Below are 18,876 nucleotides of genomic sequence, written 5' to 3'. Positions count from 1 at the left end.
GCGCATGCGCTTCGAGCGCTGTTCGCGCGGCCGGGCCGCTACGCCGCTTCGCGGCGGACCCTCCTCGAGGTCGGGTCGTGCGGGGTTGGGAATGCGGTCATGGCGGACTTGGGTGAGCGAGTTTGCTGTCTGTGCACTGGATTTGGGTGGGTGATTGTCTGTCTCTGCACAGGATTCGGGCGGGCGGATTATGTTGGACCGAACGGGGGGGACGTTCTACGTGATGGAGGGGCCGCCGTGCTCGAGGTGTTTCTGGTCGACGACCACGAGATCGTGCGGCGTGGGTTGATCGACCTGCTCGAGGGTGATCCTGAACTCACTGTGATCGGTCAGGCAGGTGGCGTGGCCGAGGCGATGGTGCGGATACGGGAGGCCCGGCCCGATGTGGCGGTGCTCGATGTCCGATTACCCGACGGCAACGGCATCGAGCTGTGCCGCAATCTGCTGGCCGAGTTCGAGGACCTGCGCTGCCTGATCCTCACCTCGTTCTCCGACGAGCACGCCATGCTCGACGCCATTCTGGCCGGCGCCAGCGGATATGTGGTGAAGAACATCGACGGGATGAAGCTGGCCGACGCGATCAAGCAGGTCGGCGCCGGCCACTCCCTGCTCGACACCCGTGCGGCCGACGCGTTGCGCGCCCGGCTGCGCCGCAGCACCGAACCGACCGGTCCCCTCGCCGGCCTGACCGACCAGGAACGGCGGCTGCTGGAACTCCTCGGCGAGGGGCTGACCAATCGTCAGATCGCCGCGCGCATGTTCCTGGCCGAGAAGACGGTCAAGAACTACGTCTCGCGCCTGCTGGCCAAACTCGGCGTCGAACGCCGCACCCAGGCCGCGGTCCTGGCGACCAAGCTGCGCGAACCGTAGAAATCAGGACGGGACGACGATGGTCAGGTCCCCGTCGTAGCGGCGGTAGAGCAGGTTGCCCCGGCCGCTGTGACTGTCGGTGAAGAACAGATACGGCAGGCCGCCACGGCACAGCACATCCGATGCCTCGTCCTCGGCGTAGACGGGGGCCGCGTCCTGCACCACCCGCACCGGCATGGCGCTGGCGGTGAGCGGCAGGTGCGCCGAGTCGCCCGCGGCGACGGTGCGGTGCTGGCGGGCCAGGCGCACGCCGTGCGGGTCGGCCCAGGTGACGATGGCGTCTTCGCCGGTATCGGCATCGGTGAACAGATACGCGTCGTAATCCATCGCGTCCAGGACGGTGCTGGCCTCCAGCGGGGTACCGGTCATCAGCGCGCAGTCCTTACGGCGGATGATCGGGCGGGTCTCGGTGACCTGGGCCAGCGGGCGGCGGGCCGGGTCGGGCCAGGCGCCACGTGCCTCCTTACCCGCTCGGCGCGCCAGCTGGCGATCCAGACGTTCGGCGGCGAACGTCACCGCGAACCCGCCCGGCCCGGTGACCTGCACACGGGTGAGGGTGTCGTTGGTGCGGATATTGGCCTGCACGAGGGTCGGCTCGTCGTTCGCGCGCGGAGCGGTGACGCGCACCCGGGCCGGACTGTCGAGATGATGGCGCCGCATCACGCGGGTGATGGCACGCACCGCGCGGGTGACGTCTTGAGCCGGTACCTCGCCACGGGTGGTCACCGCGAGCTCGGGGTCGGCGGCGGTAGTCCAGTGCTGGGTGCTCGACAACGAATACATCTCTTGCCCCACTTCTCGATCCGGCGTCCCCCCGCTGCCCTATGCCACCACTGTGCGCGGTGCGGTAGAAGGGCCGAAAGTCCCCAACCTCGAGGACTAGACTTCTCCTTACTCGGTACGAAGGCGGGCGGCGACGGGATACGGCGATGGCGAATGACGGTCGGAGCGGCCGCTATTCGGCGGGCCGCACCGCGTCTCAGCAGCGCCTGCGCGCCCTGCTCGGCGAGGTGGCCGACCGGGTCGAGGTGATGATCGGCTCACGCGACCGGATGGACGGCCTGGTCGAGGCCATGCTCACGGTCACCGCGGGCCTCGATCTCGACGAAACCCTGCGCACCATGGTGCGCACGGCGATGAACCTGGTCGATGCCCGCTACGGCGCGCTCGCGGTCCGCGGGCACGGTCAGCAGGTCGCGCAGTTCATCGATGAGGGTATGCCCGAACACATCCGCGACCGGATCGGGCGATTACCGGCGGGCCGCGGTGTGCTCGGTGCCGTGTTCGCGGAGAAGGCACCGCTGCGGCTCGACGATCTCACCGAGCACGAGTCGTCGGTGGGATTCCCGCCCGGCCACCCGCCGATGCACTCGTTTCTCGGTGTCCCCGTGCGCATCCGGGACGAGGTGTTCGGCAGCCTGTACCTGACGGAGAAGTCCGACGGGCAACCGTTCACCGAGGAGGACGAGGTGCTCGTCCTCGCCCTTGCCGCGGCGGCGGGCATCGCGGTCGACAACGCGCGCCTCTACGAGCAGGCGCGCACCAGACAGGCCTGGATCGAGGCGACGCGCGACATCGCCACCGAATTCCTGGCAGGCACCGAGTCCGACCGAGTGCTCGCCCACGTGGTCGATCACGCCCGCGGGCTGACCGGTTCGCACCAGGCGTTTCTGGCCTCGGTGCCGGTGCCCGACGAATCCCCCGGCGAGGTCGGCGAATTGGTGGTCACGCAGTGGACCGGCCCCGACGCGGGCCAGGACTGGCAGACGATCCCGATCGCGGGCACGGTACTCGGCGACGCCTTCAGCAGGCGCACACCGCTGCGCTTCGACGACGTGTCCGAGGTCGTCCTCGGCGTGGACTTCCCGGTCGCCGAATTGCCCGGTGCCGGACCGGCTCTCGTCCTTCCGCTGTGCACACCCGACGCCACGCTCGGTGTGTTGGTGACCATCCGCCCGCCCGGCTTCGCGCCCTATTCCGACGAGATGCTCGAGCTCACCGCCGCGTTCTGTGATCAGGCGGCGCTGGCGGTGCGCCTGGCCGACGCGCAACGGCGGATGCGTGAGCTCGATATCGTCGCCGACCGCGACCGCATCGCCCGCGACCTGCACGATCATGTGATCCAGCGCCTGTTCGCGATCGGCCTCACCGTGCAGGCCACCATGCCCAAGGCGGTGGTTCCCGAAGTGCGGCAACGTCTTTCGACGGTGATCATGGATCTGCAGGAGGTGGTCCAGGAGATCCGCACCTCCATCTTCGACCTGCACGCCAGCGGTTCGGGCCACAGCGAGGGGCTGCAACAGCGGCTCGAACTCGCGATCCGGCGCCAGACCGCCGACATCGCGATGCGCGCGACCATCCAGGTATCGGGTCCGCTCTCGGTGCTCGACCCGCAACTGGCCGATCACGCCGAAGCCGTTGTGCGCGAGGCGGTGAGCAACGCGGTGCGCCACTCCGGCGCCGACACCGTGGCCATCGTGATCGAGGTGGCCGACGATCTCACGATCACCGTGAGCGACAACGGGTGGGGCATCCCGAATCACGTCATCCGCAGCGGGCTGCGCAATCTCGAGCAGCGCGCACTGGAGGCGGGCGGCCGGTTCCAGATCGCGCCGGCGATGCGAGCCGACGCCGACGGCGAGCACTCGGAGATGCCGGGCACGCGACTGCGCTGGGCGGTTCCGCTCCCGCAGGACCAACCGACCACCGGCGGTTTCGCCCTGGCGGGCGGGCCGGAGGCGGGCGAGGACTGAACCTCAGGCCGGACCGACGACGAGGGCGGAGTTGTTGCCGCCCATCCCCATCGACAGATTCACGGTGAGACCACCGCGCATCGGCGTCGGCCCGTCGAGCAATCGCGGATGCGCGGGCGCGACGATCGGTGCCGACGCGACGACGCCGGTGTCGTAGGACAGCGCGATCAACGCCAGTTCGACGGCTGCCGCGGCACCCTGGCAGTGACCGGTGAGCGGCTTGACCGAGATGATCGACGGTTGGTCGTCGAAAACGGTGGTGAGCACGTCGCGTTCGGCGGCGTCGCACTGGCGGGTACCGGTGCCGTGGGCGTTCACGTAGTTCACCTCCGATGCCGCTACCCCACTGTCGCGCAATGCTTTCCGGACGCATTCCAGGTACTGCTCGTGCGTCGGCTCGACCGAGACCACATGGTAGGCGTCGTTGTTCATGGCACCCCCGAGCACCCGCGCGTAAGGCTGATCCACCGCGTCGGTGAGCAGCACCGCCACCGACGCCTCCGCCATCACGAACCCCAGGCTGCCCTCCTGGAACGGGCGGCACGCGGTGAACGGGTCCACATCGGACACGGCCGCGCCCATCCCGACGAAATGCTCGAGCATCTCCGGGGTGGCCGACAGGTCGGTGCTCACGCACAGCACGTCGTCCACCAGGCCCACGTCGCGCCACTGCCGCGCCGTGAGCACGGCAACATTGCCCGAACTGCACGCCGCCGACACGTTCATGGCCGGGCCGTGGAAGCCGTACTGCTGCATCACCACCGAGATGGGGGTCGAGGGCAGCATCGGCAGGTAGTCGCGGGAGCGGCGGTGCCCGCCGTCGCGCAGGTAGAAATCGCGCCAGTCGGCCACGTCGCCGAGGGTGATGGCGTGCACGAGGCCGACCGTTCGGCCCTCGTCGCGCCAGCCACGCGCGCGGGCGTCGGCGACAGCCTCGGCAGCCGAGGCGACCACGGCGCGCCCGAACAATCCGCGACCGTGCGCCGGGTCGCCGCCGTCCGGAATCCGGCCGACCCAGGCGTGCTCGTCACGTCCCGGCCCGTAACCCGGATACAAACCAGCGGCCGGTTTTCCCCCCAGCACCCCCTGAAACAATTGTTCACGGCCCCAGCCGTAGCCGGAGACCACACCGATACCACCGATCGACATAGAATCGACTCGGTGGGCCATGCCGCCGGGACGTCCTTCCGGTCTCACGTCGCTCCTCGCGGATCTCGTCGAGGGTCACCACGATAGTCCGGTGCGTCATCCGAAGACCAGGCCGAGATCGGGGGTATCGCAGTGAGACAAACCGACACCGACGCGGCGAACGCCGAGCTGCTCGCCCAGCGGTACCGCTCGCTGGTCGAGCACACCCCCGATGCCATCTGCGTGCACGAGGCGGGCGTCATCGTCTACGTGAATCCGGCGATGGTGCGACTGCTCGGTGCGCACACGGCCGAGGACCTGCTCGGATTGCGGATCACCCATTTCGTGCATCCCGACTCCATTCCGGCGATGCTCGACCGGATCGCCCAGCTCACCGCCGAGGGCGCGGCGTCACCGCCGACCGAAATGGACCTGGTGCGCATCGACGGGCGGAAGGTACCCGTGCAGACGGTGTCGGTGCTCACGGCCTGGCAGGGCGAGCTGGCCTATCAGGTGGTGGTGCACGATCTGACCGCGCAGCGGGCCGCCGAGGCCTCCGCACGGCAGGCCGAGGCGTACTTCACCACCGTGGTCTCCCAGCTCGAGGAGGGTGTGCTGGTCGTCGACCGGCGGGGCAGGCTCGAATCGATCAACCCGGCGGGCAGGCGCATCCTCGGCATCGCCGACTCCGCACCGGTCCTCGGCGCGCGGTTCGACGAGCTGCCCGTCACGATGATCGACTGGGAGGGTCAGCCGCTGCCCGTGGGCAGGCATCCGATGGCGCACACGTTGACGACCGGCGAACCGGTGACACGGTTCGTGTTCGGGGTGCGCCGGGCCGACGGCCAGCAGGTGTGGCTGTCGTGCAACTGCCGGCTGCTCAATCCCGACAGCCCGGACTCGGCGGGGGTGTCGTCGTTCGCCGATGTCACCGAATACCGGGCAAGCAAGATGCAGCTCGAGTACCAGGCCACCCACGACGCGCTGACCGGACTGGCGAACCGGTCGCTGATCCTGTCGCAGTTGTCGGCGGCACTGGCCGACGAGGGCGGGGCCCTGGTCACCACCGTGCTGTTCATCGATCTCGACGGTTTCAAGGCGATCAACGACACTCTCGGCCACGCCATCGGCGACACGGTCCTGCAGATCGTCGCCCAGCGGCTGCAACGCGCACTGCGCACCGAGGACTTGGTCGGCAGGCTCGGTGGGGACGAGTTCCTCGTGCTGCTCGCCGGGCACCCGCAGCGCACCGATCTGCCGCGTCTGATCGAACGGTTGCGCGTCACCATGGCCGAGCCGATCATCGCGAGCGGGCATCGTCTGGAAGTCAGCGCCTCGATCGGCGTCACCGAACTCGGTCCACACGAGCGCCGGACCCCCGAAGCCGTGCTGCACGACGCCGATCTGGCCATGTACCGCGACAAGCCCTCCGGTCGCCGCAACCACACCACGCACGCGTCCTGACAAACTGGTCGGCGTGATCGTCGAACACGCCCTGCTGCCTGTCCGTCCGGGTTCCGCCGCCGCCTTCGAAGCGGCCTTCGCGCAGGCCTACCCGATCATCGCCGGTATGCCCGGCTTCGGCGGGCTGTCGTTGTCACGGTGCGTAGAGCGGCCCGACACCTATCTGCTGCTGGTGCGGTGGGCGCGGCTGAGCGATCACACCGAGGGGTTTCGTGGGTCGCCGGAATATCAGCGCTGGCGTGCGCTGTTACATCACTTCTATGAGCCTTTCCCGGTGGTCGAGCACTTCACGCCGGTGACCGGTGACGAAGTCTTCCCCGCGACGGGCGCGCTGCCGTCCGGGGACAAGTAGACTCGACAACTCTGTTCTCAACGCGGTGACAAAGGAGTCCTGTTTTGCCCGACCGCCTCGCCGACGACCGCGCAACCACCGACCAGGGCGGGCGCGGCCGCGAGATCGAACAGGAACAGCAGTACCTCACGGTGCTCTACGACCGCCTCGACGCCATGCGCGACTACGCGCAGAACCGGCTCAAGACTGTCCTGCTGGAAGCGGGCGGGACGCCGCAGGCACGCAGCGAACGTGAGTCGTTCACCGCGCTCTACAGCGAGGACCTGGCCAAATACGACGCCGCCGAGCACGGTTTGTGCTTCGGCCGCATCGACCTGGACGCCACCGAGGACGCCGCCCGCTACATCGGGCGCCTCGGCATCCTCGACGAGGACAACGACTACGAGCCGCTGCTCCTGGACTGGCGAGCTCCCCTGGCGCGCCCGTTCTACCTGGCGACTACTGCCAATCCCGAGGACGTGGTCCGCCGCCGTCACATCCGCTCGCGCAACCGCACGGTCACCGCGATCAACGACGAGTACCTCGACCTCGGCGCCGCCGAACGCGACGGCGCGGTGGGTACCGACGACGGCGTGGGCGGCGAGAGCGCCCTGCTCGCCGCGCTGAACGCGGCCCGCACCGGGCACATGAACGACATCGTCGAGACGATCCAGAGCGAACAGGACGCGATCATCCGCTCCGAGCACAAGAGTGTGCTCGTGGTGCAGGGTGGGCCCGGCACCGGCAAGACGGCGGTGGCGCTGCACCGGGCCGCCTACCTGCTCTACACCTTCCGCCAGCAGCTGGCCAAGAGCGGTGTGCTCATCATCGGCCCGAACGCCACCTTCCTCGACTACATCGGACAGGTGCTGCCCTCACTCGGTGAGACCGGTGTGCTGCTGTCCACCATCGGTGACCTGTATCCGGGGGTGAAGGCGGTCCGCGAGGATTCGCTGCGCGCGGGTGAGATCAAGGGTTCGCTCGACATGCTCGAGGTGCTCAAGCAGGCGGTGCGCGACCGGCAGGAAGTGCCCGCCGAACCGGTGCGGCTCACCTTCGACGGCTACCCGGTGCTGCTGGACCGCAAGATCGCGACCCGGGCGCGTGGCCGGGCTCGGTCTTCGCGCCGCCCGCACAATCTCGCGCGGCCGATCTTCGCCTCGTCGGTGATCGACGCGCTCACCGATCAGCTGGCCGCGACGATGGGCGCCGATCTGTCCGGCGGCACCAGCCTGCTCAGCTCGGCCGATCTGAGCGAGATCGGCGACGAGATGCGCGCCGACCCGCAGGTACAGGCCGCGATCAGCGCGCTGTGGCCGGTGCTCTCGCCCCAGGAGGTCCTCGCCGATCTGCTCGCCGACCCGGCCCGGCTCGACCGCGCCGCCAAGTCGCTGAGCCCCGAGGACCGCGCCGAACTCGTCCGCCCCGACGACGGCACGTTCTCCGCCGCCGACGCACCGCTGCTCGACGAACTCGCCGAACTGCTCGGCGTGGACGACACCGAGGAGCGCGAACGGGCCCGCCGCCGGTGGCGCGCCCAGCTGGCCGAGGCCCAGGACGCGCTCGACATCCTCACCGGTTCCGCGCCCCAGGACATCGAGGACGAACTCGACCCCGAGATCCTCATGGCCTACGACCTGATCGACGCCTCCCAGCTTGCCCAACGCCAGGAGTTCGGCAACCGGCAGACCACGGCCGAACGCGCCGCGGGCGACCGCACCTGGACCTACGGGCACGTGATCGTCGACGAGGCGCAGGAGCTGTCGGAGATGGCGTGGCGAATGGTGATGCGCCGCATCCCGAATCGCTGGATCACCGTCGTCGGCGACGTGGCCCAGACCGGCGACCCGGCGGGCGCGTCGTCGTGGCAGCGCGTGCTGGAACCCTATGTGGCCAAACGCTGGAAGCTCACCGAACTCACGGTCAACTACCGCACACCCGCCGAGATCATGGCGGTAGCCGCCGACGTCCTCACCGCCATCGACCCCACCGCCCAAGCTCCGCGCTCGGTCCGCGAAACCGGCAATCCCCCACGCGCACATCGCGTTTCGCCTGCGGAAGTGACAGACGAACTGGCTCGGCTGATCGCCGCCGAGCAGGCACCCGGCACCGCCGCCGTCCTCGCCCCCGCCGCTCTCGTCCCCGAATTATCCATGCTGGCAGGCGAATCGGTACAGGTCCTCACGGTGCACGACGCCAAGGGCCTGGAGTTCGACCGGGTCTACCTGGTGGAACCACAGGCCATCGTGAAGGAGTCGCCGCGCGGTCTCAACGACCTCTACGTCGCCCTCACCCGCGCCACCCAGCGGCTGTCGGTGGTGCACACCGAGGATCTGCCCGAGGTGTTGTCCGCGCTCTCATGACCAGGCGCGGGGCGCGGACAGCAGTCCGTCGACCAGCGCGGCCAGACCCGCGCCGTAGGCGTCGTTCGCGTCGAAATCGGTCCAGCGAGAACCGATTTCGGCCAGTCGCGGCGTCGTGTCGGCGTCCAGGTTCGCGAATACCTCGGCGCGGTAGGTCGGCCCTTTCGCCGCGCGACGGCGCGAACGGGCGGAGATGATCAGCTCGCCCGCGGTGTAGTGCCAGACGGCACGATACGCGTCGGCCGCCCGGTCCAGCGACAGCCCCGCCGCGACCCCGGCGTCGATGATGGTCTCGGGAAACCACAGTGCCGAGCGCCCGAACAGATCTCCGTCGACGAGTACCTCGACCACCCAGGGCCGGGCAGCGAGTACGTCGTGCATCGCCGTGGCGGCGACCAGGATTCGCTGCCTGGGGTCCTCGGGCAGTTCCGGCCATTCGACCTGGTCGGCGTAGTCGTCGAGAAGTAGCCGCAGTAGCGCGTCCTTGTCACGGACGTGGTGATACAGCGCCATCGGCGTGCAGCCGAGTTCGGTGGCCAGCCTGCGCATCGTCAGCTTCTCGACCCCGTCGGTATCGATCACCGCGTGGGCAGCGGTCACTATCTCCGCCCGCGAGAGCCGTGCCGGTCGTCCGGTGCGCGAAGAGGACGAGGAGGAGGTGGCCATAGCTCCATCTTTACCCACGGCCTAGGACAGCTCTGGACACGGGTCGGTCGCCGGGTTAGTTTTTATACATGTATAAAAACTCGTCACCACCGCGCTCCGGTGCCGTCCTCACCGCCGTCGCCGTCGCACAGTTCATGGTCGCGCTCGACATGGCCGTCGTGAATGTCGCGCTGCCCTCGATCGGGGACGCCCTCGGTTTCGCACCGCTCGATCTGGCCTGGGTCGTGCACATCTACGCGCTGACCTTCGGCGGCTTCCTCCTGCTCGGCGGCAAGGCGTGCGACCTGTACGGCCGGCGCCGGTTGTTCACGGCGGGCCTGGTCGTCTTCGGAATCGCCTCTCTCGCAGGTGGACTCGCCCAGGCACCCTGGCAGCTGGTAACCGCGCGCGCCGTGCAGGGCATCGCGGCGGCCGCCGTCGCACCCGCCGCGCTCGCCACTCTCACTACAGCGTTTCCCGAAGGCCCCGGGCGGGTCCGGGCCCTCGGCGTGTGGGGCGGGGTCAATGCCGCAGGCGGCGCGCTCGGCGTGCTCGTGGGCGGGGTGCTCACCGAATACGCCGACTGGCGCTGGGTGATGCTGGTCAATCTCCCGATCGTCGCGATCGCGTTGCTGGCCACGGCCGCCGGTGTGCCCGCGGACCGACGGGTCGAAACCCCCGCTCGCCTCGACATTCTCGGCGCGATCACGGCGACCGGCGGTGTCGGCCTGCTGGTGACCGGTGTGATCCGCACCGACCACTACGGCTGGTTCTCGGCCCCGACCGCCGGCATGTTGGCGGGGGCCGCCGTCCTACTGGCGGCGTTCGTGACGATCGAACGGCGCGTGCGCGATCCACTGCTTCGCCTCGGGCTGTTCGGGAACCGATGGGTGCTCGGCGGCAATCTGTTCGTTCTGTGCGCGGCCGCGGGCCAGTTCTCGGCGTTCTATCTGGTCTCGCTGTATCTGCAGCAGGTTCTGCATCTGAGCGCGGGGGCCGCCGGGGCGGCTTTCGTGCCGTTCTCGCTGTGCGTGATCGTCGGCACGCTGGTCGCCACCCGCGTCGGCGCGAACCGGTCCCCGCGGCCCTTGCTGATCGTCGGCGCGCTGCTGACCACCCTCGGCATCGGTTGGTTCGCGCTCATCAGCCCCGACGGCAGTTTCCTCGCCGACGTCCTCGGCCCCTCACTCGTCGGCGGTTTCGGACTCGGCCTGTGTCTGGCTCCGGTCGCCTCCGCCGCCGTCAACGCGGTCGCTCCTCGCGAGGCCGGGATGGCCTCGGGGGCCTTCAACAGTGCTCGCCAGCTCGGCGGCGCCGTCGGAGTGGCCGCCCTGGCCACCCTCGCGGCGGGCCGCACCGGCTCCGGCACCGATGCGGTCGCGCTCACCGACGGCTACGCCCTCGCCCTCGCCGTCTGCGCGCTGCTGTTCGGTGCGGCGATGGTGATCGCCACCCTGGTCCTACCACGCTCGCCACGAACCGAAACCGTTGTCCGCGAACGCATTACCGCGAACGCCCGATGAAAGGAAAATTCATGTCGACGATCGATCTCTTCGACCGTGCCCTGCGCTTCCGATCCGACGGCGCGGTCACCTCCGGCGAACGACGGATGGCCGCGAGCACGGACGGCTGGCAGCTGGCCACCTTCCACGTCGAAACCGACATCGATGTCCACGCCGACCACTGGGAGATGCATCCGACCAGCGACGAGGCGGTGTGCTGTGTGAAGGGCACGTTGCGGTTGTATCTGCGCCCCGAGAACACCGACGAGCCCGAACACGTCGTCACGCTCACAGCCGGACGAGCGTTCCTCGTCCCACGCGGCCGCTGGCACCGCATCGAACTCGACGAACCGTGCGACATCATGTCGATCGGCCGACGTGACGGCACGAGACAAGAACCTGTGGACCGCTGAAACAGCCGAGGGCGTCGCGCGATCGCGCGACGCCCTCGGCTGTGGTGTGCGATCTACCGCACGGTGTGCACGATCAGGACATCCGAGCGGGACTTGCGGGCTACGTCCGAGGGGACGGAGCCGAGCAGGCGGCCCGTCAGGGTGTTGAGGCCACGGTTACCGACGACGAGCAGGTCGGCCTTGGTCTCCTTGATCAGCTCGAGCAGGGAATCCACCGGCTCGCCGACGATGGCGCGCTCGACGATGTTCTTCGCACCGGCGGCCACCGCCTTCTCGCGGGCGACGTGCAGGATCTCGTTGGTCGGCGCCGAGCCACGGACCTGGTAGGCCTCGTCCTTGAGCACATCGGCGGCCGCGGCGACATCGCGATCATCGGTCGGGAAGTAGGCGCAGGCCAGCACGAGAGTCGCGTCCGCGTCGGCAGCGAGCGCCGCAGCCTTCTCCACCGCGACGTACGACGAATCCGAGCCATCAGTACCGACGACAATGGTCCGGTAGGCGGTCATCTCTCCTCCAACTTGGTCGGTGCAGCGCCGAACGACCCGGGAATCGAGCATCGGCGCGGCAATTGCGTCGACCATAACGCCACAACGGGCCGTTTTATCGACAATTCGCCACAGATCACACCACGAGTGTTGGCGCGCTTTGTCACATGGCGCCGATTTCCCGCTGCGGCAGCCGCATTCACCTGCACGGACAGAACGTCGAGGCGGGGAAATTGTGGGAAATCACAATACAATCAATGACGGTGCGCACCTGGGATTTTCGTCACAACACCGCCGCCGCCGCGCCCGTTCACAGCGATGCGGCGGCCTCGTGGACAGCCCGGGCGCGGCGCGCGTATTCGCTCGGCGACATGCCGATCTGTGCGGTGAATTCCCGGCAGAAATGGGCTTGGTCGAAATAGCCGAGATCGGCGGCCAACGCCGCGAGATCGGGGTCGGTGCGTTCGAGCAGATCGGCGGCGTCCTGCAACCGGAACCGGCACAGCACCCATTTCGGCCCGGCCCCGACATAGCGGCGGAACAACCGTTGCAGGGTGCGTATGGGGACCGCGAACCGCTCGGTCACCTGGTCCACCCGGGTCAACTCCGCATCCTCGGCCATCGCGGTGACGATGCGCGTCACCAGTGCCAGCTGAGGGTCGTCGGTGCGGCCGCGACCGGCGAAGAACGCCTCGACGATATCGACACGCCGTTCGTCGGACGGTTCGGCGAGGACTCGCTCGGCCAGTCCGGCGGCCTTGGGCAATACCTGGGTGAGTGGTGCCGAGGCGTCGCGCAAGGCACCGACATCGCAGCCGGCGAAGGCACCGAAACCGCCGGGCCGGAAGCGGATTCCGAAGGTCTCGCCCTCGTCGTCGAGGTCACGCACGTACTTGGCGGTGCACACGCCGGTGACGAATCCGCCGGTGCGGGTGGTACTGCGTTCGAAGGTGACGTTCACACACGGAAACGACAGCACCTCGGCGCGGAAACTGGGGCGGCCACGCAGATCCCAGCGCACCGACCAGTATCGATCGGCGAACTCGGCCAGCGCGGGTCCGACCGGCAGTCGGGTGAGGGAACGGTGCCTGGCCTGCTCCCGGGCCAGCAGAATGCCTTTGGCGTCGTCGAGATCGGTGTTCATCGGAGGTGTCGCGTTCGTACAAGACCGGCGGACGCGTGTTCGGCAGGATCGGTCTCATGAACGAACCGGTAGCGCCTGTCCCCGAGGGGTACCACTCCATCACCTGCTTCCTCGCCGTGCCCGACGGTGACGCGGCCATCGACTTCTACTCCGAGGTCTTCGGCGCGAAGCTGCTCAGCCGGGCCGACGGACCCGACGGACAAGCCGTCCACGCGGAGCTGCTCATCGGCGACTCCACCATGCAGCTCGGAATTCCCCTGCCCGACAACAGTGTTCGCGCACCACTGGACTGGGTGCACACCTCGATCGTGCACTACTGTCCCGATGTCGACGACGCCGTCGCGCGGGCGGTCGCCCGGGGCGCGAAGGTCGTGGAGGATATCCAGACCTTCGTCACCGGGGACCGGTACGCGGTGGTCGTCGACCCGTTCGGCCACCGGTGGGCGGTGATGACGCGAGTGGAGAACGTGTCGCGCGAAGAGGCCGACCGCCGCGTCGCCGCCTGGCTGGCGGAGTCCTCGTAACGACACGGGTTCCGGCGGTGCCACACCGCCCGGGCGGCGGGACCGGATGAGGTCTCGCCGCCCGCAGGTGCGGCACCGGACCGGGCGCACGCTCGAAGAAGCCCAGGCCGCCGGGATGGTACCGAAACCCCGCGTCGGCAGCCGGGTTCGGCCGTGGGACAGATCAGCCACCATCAGCTCAGTCCCGCGGCGTCCATCCCACGCAGTTCCTTCTTCAGGTCTGCGATCTCGTCGCGCAGCCGGCCCGCCAGTTCGAACTGCAGTTCGCGGGCCGCGTTCATCATCTGGTCGGTGAGGGAGGCGACGAGGTCGGCCAGTTCGGCGCGCGGCATCGACTTCACGTCGCGTTCGGCGTAGATGCCCGCGCTCACCGCACGGCCGGGTTCGCCCTGGGCGCGCCTGCCACGGCTGACGTTGCGGCCGGAACCGCCGACGGCCACTTCGTCGCCCGCCTCCAGATACACCTGGTCGAGGATGTCGGCGATCTTCTTGCGCAGCGGCTGCGGGTCGAGGCCGTTGGCTTCGTTGTAGGCGATCTGCTTGGCGCGGCGGCGGTCGGTCTCGTCGATGGCGTGGCGCATCGAATCGGTGATCTTGTCGGCGTACATGTGTACTTCACCCGACACGTTGCGGGCCGCGCGGCCGATGGTCTGGATGAGGCTGGTGCTCGACCGGAGGAAGCCCTCCTTGTCGGCGTCGAGAATCGCCACCAGCGAAACCTCGGGCAGGTCGAGACCCTCACGCAGCAGGTTGATGCCGACGAGCACGTCGTACTCGCCGAGGCGCAGCTGGCGCAGCAGTTCCACGCGGCGCAGTGTGTCGATCTCCGAGTGCAGGTACCGCACCCGGACCCCGAGCCCGAGCAGGTAGTCGGTGAGGTCCTCGGCCATCTTCTTGGTGAGCGTGGTGACGAGCACGCGTTCGTCGCGTTCGGTGCGCTGCCGGATCTCGTGCACGAGGTCGTCGATCTGGCCCTTGGTCGGTTTCACCACAACCTGCGGGTCGACAAGACCGGTCGGGCGGATGACCTGTTCGACGACCTCACCGCCCACCTGGCCGAGCTCGTACGGCCCGGGTGTAGCCGACAGGTACACCGCCTGCCCGATCCGGTCGGCGAACTCTTCCCAGGTGAGCGGCCGGTTGTCGACCGCAGAGGGCAGCCGGAACCCGAATTCGACGAGGTTGCGCTTGCGCGACATATCCCCCTCGTACATGCCACCGATCTGCGGGACGGTGACATGGGATTCGTCGATGACCAGCAGGAAGTCGTCGGGGAAGTAGTCGAGCAGGGTGGCGGGCGCCGACCCGGCGGGGCGACCGTCGATGTGACGCGAATAGTTCTCGATGCCCGAGCAGAACCCGACCTGGCGGATCATCTCCAGGTCGTATTCGGTGCGCATGCGCAGGCGCTGTGCCTCGAGCAGTTTGCCCTGGCCCTCGAGCTCGGCCAAGCGGGCGGCCAGCTCCTCCTCGATGGCGGCGACGGCCTTCTCCATGCGCTCCGGGCCCGCCACGTAGTGGGTGGCGGGGAAGATGCGCAACGAGTCGACCTGCCGGACCACATCGCCGGTGAGCGGGTGCAGGTAGTACAGCGCCTCGATCTCGTCGCCGAAGAACTCGATGCGGACCGCGAGCTCCTCGTAGGAGGGGATGATCTCGACGGTGTCGCCACGCACCCGGAACGACCCACGCGTGAACGCCATATCGTTGCGGGTGTACTGCACGTCGACCAGCAGCCGCAGCAGCGCGTCGCGGTCGATCTCGCCGCCGACCTCGAGCTGCACCGAGCGGTCCAGGTACGACTGCGGCGTACCGAGACCGTAGATGCACGACACCGACGCGACCACCACCACATCGCGGCGCGACAGCAGGCTGGAGGTGGCCGAGTGCCGCAGCCGCTCGACGTCGTCGTTGATCGAGCTGTCCTTCTCGATGTAGGTGTCGGTCTGGGCGATGTAGGCCTCGGGCTGGTAGTAGTCGTAGTACGAGACGAAGTACTCGACCGCGTTGTGCGGCAGCATCTCTCGCAGTTCGTTGGCCAGCTGGGCCGCCAGGGTCTTGTTCGGCGCGAGCATCAGGGTGGGCCGCTGCAGTTTCTCGATCAGCCAGGCGGTGGTCGCCGACTTGCCGGTGCCGGTGGCACCGAGCAGCACCACGTCCTTCTCCCCCGCGTTGATGCGGCGCTCGAGCTCGGCGATGGCGGCGGGCTGATCGCCTGCCGGCTGATGCGGGCTGACCACCTCGAAGCGGCCACCCTTGCGCTCGATCTCACCGACCGGGCGGTGCTCCGAATGCGCGAGCGGGTGCCCCCGCTCTTCGTACCCTTCGGCCGGGATCTCGGTTGCGAATGCCATGCACACCAGGTTAGGCGCAGCCACCGACAGATTCGTCCCGGCGCGAAAGCGAGCGGCACACCTGCCCGCGTGCCGGTAGATTCTGCGCACATGACCCAGGCCTCGACCGTGCACGTGCACCCGCCCAAAATCGAGCTGTTCGACGTAGCGGCCAAGACCAATACCGATCCGAAGGGTTTCGTGCGGCCGGTCGAGGTGTACCGGGAGGAGCCGTGGGGCCTCTACATGGGGCGGCACTCCGACCATGCCAGCTTCCACTATCTGGAATCGTGGCTGCTGCCGAGTCTGTCGCTGCGCGCGTCCAAACTCTGGTACAACCCCGGCATCGAGCAGTGGCAGGACGTCTACGTCGATGTCGGCGTCTTCGCCAGGGACTCCCCGACGCTGTGGCGCTCGGTGGACCACTACCTGGACCTGCTGGTCCGCACGGGCCGCGATGTGCGCCTGGTCGACATCGACGAGCTGCTCGCCGCGCGGACCGACGGCTTGCTCGATGCCGAACAGGCTCAGGCGGCGATCGAACACGCGGTCGCGGCGGTCGACGGGATCGCCGCGCACGGGTACTCGCTCGAAGCGTGGCTCGCCACCCTGGGCATGACCCTGACCTGGCGTTGAAACGACGAAACCGCCCGTGACCGGACAGGTCGCGGGCGGTTTCGCCATCGATCAGCCCGCCGAACCGCTGCCGAGCAGGTCGCCGAGGCCGCCGCCGCAGCCTGCGCTGCCGGTCGCGGCCGCCTCACCGACGGTCACGGTGATCGAGTCGCTGATCAGCAGCTGCCGCGCCTCGAGCTTGTGCTGGCCCGTCGTGGTCGGCTTCCAGGTCATGCTCACCGTGCCGGAGAGCAGCGACGGGGAGACCGTGCCGATGTCGCGGCCGTTGTCGGTGAACTTCACCGAGGTCAGCCTGTCGACCTCCACGCTGGCTGTCAGCTTGTAGCTGCACCCGACCTTGTGATCGGTGCCCGCGACGCTGAGGTTGCCCACCCAGGCCGAGGCCTGTGGCGCGGCCAGCACGATGGTGGCGGCGACAGCGCCGAACGCGGTGATGCCGAAGCCCGCACGGCCGAGACGGTGATGTGTTGTCATACGCGCTACAACTTCCCTGTGAATCGAGTCACCCGGTAGTGACTCGCCACAATGTAACCAGCACGCCGTCCACTACGGACAGTTTTTGAAACATTTGTGTTTAACAGATGCCACGCGGGGTTACGCGCGGGCGCGAGCCCACTCACCGACCCTCGGGTAGACCACGTCGAACCACGGTTCCTTCACCGCGTAATAGGCCTCCCCCGCCGCCTCGCCCGACTTCCCCGACGCCGTCCGTTCGGCCGTCCGCTTGATCTCCAGATACTCCGTCCGCACGCCCTCCTCCGCCCGCAACCAGTCGCGGAAGTCGAGCGCGAACCGCTGGCCGGGCGAATCCTGCACGCGCAGATGGATATTCGCCGGTCGGCCGGGATCCGCGTTGCCGTGCAAGCGTTTTGCCCACAGGTCAACGTCGGTGCCCGCCGGATCCTCGGGCGTGGGCTTCGGGTTGTCGTGCGTGATGCCGACCGCGCGCGGGAATCCCGCGGCTGCCAGCGAATCTGCCAGTGCGTCAGCGGTTTCCAGGTCGGGCACAGTCACCTGGATGTCGATGAGGTCCTTGGCGGGAAGCCCGCTCACCGCCGTGGAACCGACATGGTCGATACGCACCGCCGCCGCACCGCACACCAGGTGCAGCCGGGCGATGATCCGGCGGGCCTGCGCACCCCATTCCGGGTCGTGCGGCACCAACCGGTACTCCGCCCGTGTCCGCACCCCTTCGCGCTGATTGCGTTCGAACGGGACGAGCCGATGCTCCCACAGCGCCCGCACCTGCTCCTCGACCGCGCCAGGTGCGCCGTTGTTGTCCAGCCACACGTCGGCCACGGCGTGCCGCTGCTCGTCGGTGGCCTGCGCGGCGATCCTGGCCAGCGCGTCGGCCTCGGCGACACCGCGCTGTTCGACCAGCCTGCGCAACCGGGTCTCCACATCGGCGCCGACCACGACCACCAGCTGCATGAGCGGAGCGAGCCCGTTCTCCACCAGCAACGGGATGTCTTGCACCACAATGGCATCGGCGGGGGCGGCGCCGATGAGCTCGGCCGTACGGGCACCGACCAGCGGATGGGTGATGGCGTTGAGCTTGCCGCGTGAGGCGTCGTCGGCGAAGGCCACCGCCGCCAGCGCGGGCCGGTCGAGGCTGCCGTCCTCGGCCAGGATCGCGTCACCGAACTCGGCGACGAGCGCGGCCAGACCCGGCGTTCCCGGCGCGACGACCTCGCGGGCGATGGCATCGGAGTCGATCACCACCGCCCCCAGCTCGACCATGGTCCGCGCCACTGTGGACTTACCCGCTCCCATGCCTCCGGTGAGGCCGATCCGCAACATGCGCCAAGTCTCGCATCCCCACGCCGGGAGCAGGGCAGGTGCTCCCGACACGCCGATGTGCGGCGGCGGCAAATCCGGGGCCGGGCGCGTCGCGTCGACTACCCTTCGCGCAGGCGAGAAGGCCAATCACCAGCGAGCGAAGGATGATCATGGGCACCACACAACACCGGACGGCTCGCCACCGCCTCGGCATGCCCGGCGGTGTGCACTGCGTTGAATTGCCTGCTGTGGCAGCGACTCTCGCCGAATATCGCCGGTCCTGGTTCACCGCTCTGATCTCGCCCGCCAGACACAGTTTCGCCGCGATGCGCAAGCGCACCAGTATGGGCGCCACCTACTGGGTGCCCGCCGCCGCCGCGAACTGAGCACCGACCACCCGAGCCCACCCGTTGCGAACGGGTGGGCTCGTTGTCGTGCACGCCCCGGGTGATCGAATGGGCCGGAAACAGGCCGAAGGCCCCGGTCCGTGTGGACCGGGGCCTTCG

General features: G+C 68.6%; 18 protein-coding genes. 10 read left to right on the top strand and 8 right to left on the bottom strand.

Features of this window, described 5'->3' with window-relative positions; all coding sequences use genetic code 11:
• Window positions 1-237: 237 nt before the first annotated feature.
• On the top strand, window positions 238-870 hold the full coding sequence (locus tag AB0I35_RS26770) for a response regulator transcription factor (protein WP_357399095.1): 633 nt from the start codon (window positions 238-240) through the stop codon (window positions 868-870).
• Between the two features lie 3 nt (window positions 871-873).
• Here AB0I35_RS26770 and AB0I35_RS26765 read toward each other — a convergent pair whose 3' ends face one another.
• Complete coding sequence (locus AB0I35_RS26765) at window positions 874-1,665, bottom strand: sigma 54 modulation/S30EA ribosomal C-terminal domain-containing protein (protein ID WP_357399094.1); 792 nt, start codon at window positions 1,663-1,665, stop codon at window positions 874-876.
• 134 nt (window positions 1,666-1,799) lie between these two features.
• On the opposite strand from AB0I35_RS26765, the gene AB0I35_RS26760 reads away from it, so the two are divergent.
• Complete coding sequence (locus tag AB0I35_RS26760) at window positions 1,800-3,623, top strand: GAF domain-containing sensor histidine kinase (RefSeq protein WP_357399093.1); 1,824 nt, start codon at window positions 1,800-1,802, stop codon at window positions 3,621-3,623.
• 3 nt (window positions 3,624-3,626) lie between these two features.
• Here AB0I35_RS26760 and AB0I35_RS26755 read toward each other — a convergent pair whose 3' ends face one another.
• Window positions 3,627-4,772: a beta-ketoacyl synthase N-terminal-like domain-containing protein gene (locus AB0I35_RS26755; RefSeq protein WP_357399092.1), complete on the bottom strand. Its 1,146-nt coding sequence runs from the start codon at window positions 4,770-4,772 to the stop codon at window positions 3,627-3,629.
• Window positions 4,773-4,904: 132 nt separating this feature from the next.
• On the opposite strand from AB0I35_RS26755, the gene AB0I35_RS26750 reads away from it, so the two are divergent.
• From AB0I35_RS26750 to AB0I35_RS26740, 3 genes are read left to right on the top strand one after another with little or no spacing between them, the layout of a single operon-like run.
• Window positions 4,905-6,215 carry a diguanylate cyclase gene (locus tag AB0I35_RS26750; RefSeq protein WP_357399090.1) on the top strand — a complete coding sequence of 437 codons (1,311 nt, stop codon included), beginning with the start codon at window positions 4,905-4,907 and terminating at the stop codon, window positions 6,213-6,215.
• A 13-nt stretch (window positions 6,216-6,228) separates the two neighbouring features.
• Window positions 6,229-6,567: an antibiotic biosynthesis monooxygenase gene (locus AB0I35_RS26745; RefSeq protein ID WP_357399089.1), complete on the top strand. Its 339-nt coding sequence runs from the start codon at window positions 6,229-6,231 to the stop codon at window positions 6,565-6,567.
• Window positions 6,568-6,611: 44 nt separating this feature from the next.
• Window positions 6,612-8,909: a 3'-5' exonuclease gene (locus AB0I35_RS26740; protein ID WP_357399088.1), complete on the top strand. Its 2,298-nt coding sequence runs from the start codon at window positions 6,612-6,614 to the stop codon at window positions 8,907-8,909.
• Here the strand turns inward: AB0I35_RS26740 and AB0I35_RS26735 are convergent.
• Entirely contained in the window at window positions 8,904-9,575 is a 672-nt protein-coding gene (locus AB0I35_RS26735; protein ID WP_357399087.1) for a TetR/AcrR family transcriptional regulator C-terminal domain-containing protein, read from the bottom strand. The genes AB0I35_RS26740 and AB0I35_RS26735 overlap by 6 nt on opposite strands.
• A 68-nt stretch (window positions 9,576-9,643) precedes the next feature.
• On the opposite strand from AB0I35_RS26735, the gene AB0I35_RS26730 reads away from it, so the two are divergent.
• Window positions 9,644-11,077 (top strand): MFS transporter, encoded by a 1,434-nt coding sequence (locus AB0I35_RS26730; RefSeq protein WP_357399086.1) that lies wholly within the window; start codon window positions 9,644-9,646, stop codon window positions 11,075-11,077.
• An 11-nt stretch (window positions 11,078-11,088) separates the two neighbouring features.
• The gene (locus tag AB0I35_RS26725; protein WP_357399085.1) at window positions 11,089-11,469 is read left to right on the top strand and encodes a cupin domain-containing protein; all 381 of its coding nucleotides are present in this window, start codon (window positions 11,089-11,091) and stop codon (window positions 11,467-11,469) included.
• Between the two features lie 53 nt (window positions 11,470-11,522).
• On the opposite strand, the gene AB0I35_RS26720 is transcribed toward AB0I35_RS26725, so the two are convergent.
• Window positions 11,523-11,975, bottom strand: a complete 453-nt coding sequence (locus AB0I35_RS26720; RefSeq protein WP_067498187.1) for a universal stress protein — start codon at window positions 11,973-11,975, stop codon at window positions 11,523-11,525.
• A 289-nt stretch (window positions 11,976-12,264) separates the two neighbouring features.
• Window positions 12,265-13,098 (bottom strand): helix-turn-helix transcriptional regulator, encoded by an 834-nt coding sequence (locus tag AB0I35_RS26715; protein ID WP_357399084.1) that lies wholly within the window; start codon window positions 13,096-13,098, stop codon window positions 12,265-12,267.
• Between the two features lie 56 nt (window positions 13,099-13,154).
• Between AB0I35_RS26715 and AB0I35_RS26710 the strand changes: the two genes are divergently transcribed.
• Window positions 13,155-13,622: a VOC family protein gene (locus AB0I35_RS26710; protein WP_357399082.1), complete on the top strand. Its 468-nt coding sequence runs from the start codon at window positions 13,155-13,157 to the stop codon at window positions 13,620-13,622.
• A gap of 173 nt (window positions 13,623-13,795) precedes the next feature.
• Here AB0I35_RS26710 and uvrB read toward each other — a convergent pair whose 3' ends face one another.
• The gene (gene uvrB, locus AB0I35_RS26705) at window positions 13,796-15,976 is read right to left on the bottom strand and encodes an excinuclease ABC subunit UvrB (protein WP_357399081.1); all 2,181 of its coding nucleotides are present in this window, start codon (window positions 15,974-15,976) and stop codon (window positions 13,796-13,798) included.
• Window positions 15,977-16,066: 90 nt separating this feature from the next.
• Between uvrB and AB0I35_RS26700 the strand changes: the two genes are divergently transcribed.
• Window positions 16,067-16,591 carry a DUF402 domain-containing protein gene (locus AB0I35_RS26700; protein ID WP_357399079.1) on the top strand — a complete coding sequence of 175 codons (525 nt, stop codon included), beginning with the start codon at window positions 16,067-16,069 and terminating at the stop codon, window positions 16,589-16,591.
• Between the two features lie 51 nt (window positions 16,592-16,642).
• On the opposite strand, the gene AB0I35_RS26695 is transcribed toward AB0I35_RS26700, so the two are convergent.
• Together AB0I35_RS26695 and coaE are read right to left on the bottom strand one after the other, a co-directional pair.
• On the bottom strand, window positions 16,643-17,065 hold the full coding sequence (locus tag AB0I35_RS26695) for a hypothetical protein (RefSeq protein ID WP_181697694.1): 423 nt from the start codon (window positions 17,063-17,065) through the stop codon (window positions 16,643-16,645).
• Window positions 17,066-17,185: 120 nt separating this feature from the next.
• Entirely contained in the window at window positions 17,186-18,391 is a 1,206-nt protein-coding gene (coaE, locus tag AB0I35_RS26690; protein WP_357399077.1) for a dephospho-CoA kinase, read from the bottom strand.
• 149 nt (window positions 18,392-18,540) lie between these two features.
• Between coaE and AB0I35_RS26685 the strand changes: the two genes are divergently transcribed.
• On the top strand, window positions 18,541-18,756 hold the full coding sequence (locus tag AB0I35_RS26685) for a hypothetical protein (protein WP_357399076.1): 216 nt from the start codon (window positions 18,541-18,543) through the stop codon (window positions 18,754-18,756).
• Window positions 18,757-18,876: the final 120 nt, after the last annotated feature.

This window comes from Nocardia sp. NPDC050378 (assembly GCF_040655675.1).
GTDB classification, from domain to species: Bacteria; Actinomycetota; Actinomycetes; order Mycobacteriales; family Mycobacteriaceae; genus Nocardia; species Nocardia coubleae.
This window is presented reverse-complemented; position numbering and strand designations above follow the sequence as displayed.

Bases quoted from the DNA above. Each gene is read 5' to 3' on its own strand.
- AB0I35_RS26760 (WP_357399093.1), top strand. From the start codon at position 1,800: ATGGCGAATGACGGTCGGAGCGGCCGCTATTCGGCGGGCCGCACCGCG.
- AB0I35_RS26755 (WP_357399092.1), bottom strand. From the start codon at position 4,772: ATGTCGATCGGTGGTATCGGTGTGGTCTCCGGCTACGGCTGGGGCCGT.
- AB0I35_RS26735 (WP_357399087.1), bottom strand. From the start codon at position 9,575: ATGGCCACCTCCTCCTCGTCCTCTTCGCGCACCGGACGACCGGCACGG.
- AB0I35_RS26730 (WP_357399086.1), top strand. From the start codon at position 9,644: ATGTATAAAAACTCGTCACCACCGCGCTCCGGTGCCGTCCTCACCGCC.
- AB0I35_RS26725 (WP_357399085.1), top strand. From the start codon at position 11,089: ATGTCGACGATCGATCTCTTCGACCGTGCCCTGCGCTTCCGATCCGAC.
- AB0I35_RS26720 (WP_067498187.1), bottom strand. From the start codon at position 11,975: ATGACCGCCTACCGGACCATTGTCGTCGGTACTGATGGCTCGGATTCG.
- AB0I35_RS26715 (WP_357399084.1), bottom strand. From the start codon at position 13,098: ATGAACACCGATCTCGACGACGCCAAAGGCATTCTGCTGGCCCGGGAG.
- AB0I35_RS26710 (WP_357399082.1), top strand. From the start codon at position 13,155: ATGAACGAACCGGTAGCGCCTGTCCCCGAGGGGTACCACTCCATCACC.
- uvrB (WP_357399081.1), bottom strand. From the start codon at position 15,976: ATGGCATTCGCAACCGAGATCCCGGCCGAAGGGTACGAAGAGCGGGGG.
- AB0I35_RS26700 (WP_357399079.1), top strand. From the start codon at position 16,067: ATGACCCAGGCCTCGACCGTGCACGTGCACCCGCCCAAAATCGAGCTG.
- AB0I35_RS26695 (WP_181697694.1), bottom strand. From the start codon at position 17,065: ATGACAACACATCACCGTCTCGGCCGTGCGGGCTTCGGCATCACCGCG.
- coaE (WP_357399077.1), bottom strand. From the start codon at position 18,391: ATGTTGCGGATCGGCCTCACCGGAGGCATGGGAGCGGGTAAGTCCACA.
- AB0I35_RS26685 (WP_357399076.1), top strand. From the start codon at position 18,541: ATGGGCACCACACAACACCGGACGGCTCGCCACCGCCTCGGCATGCCC.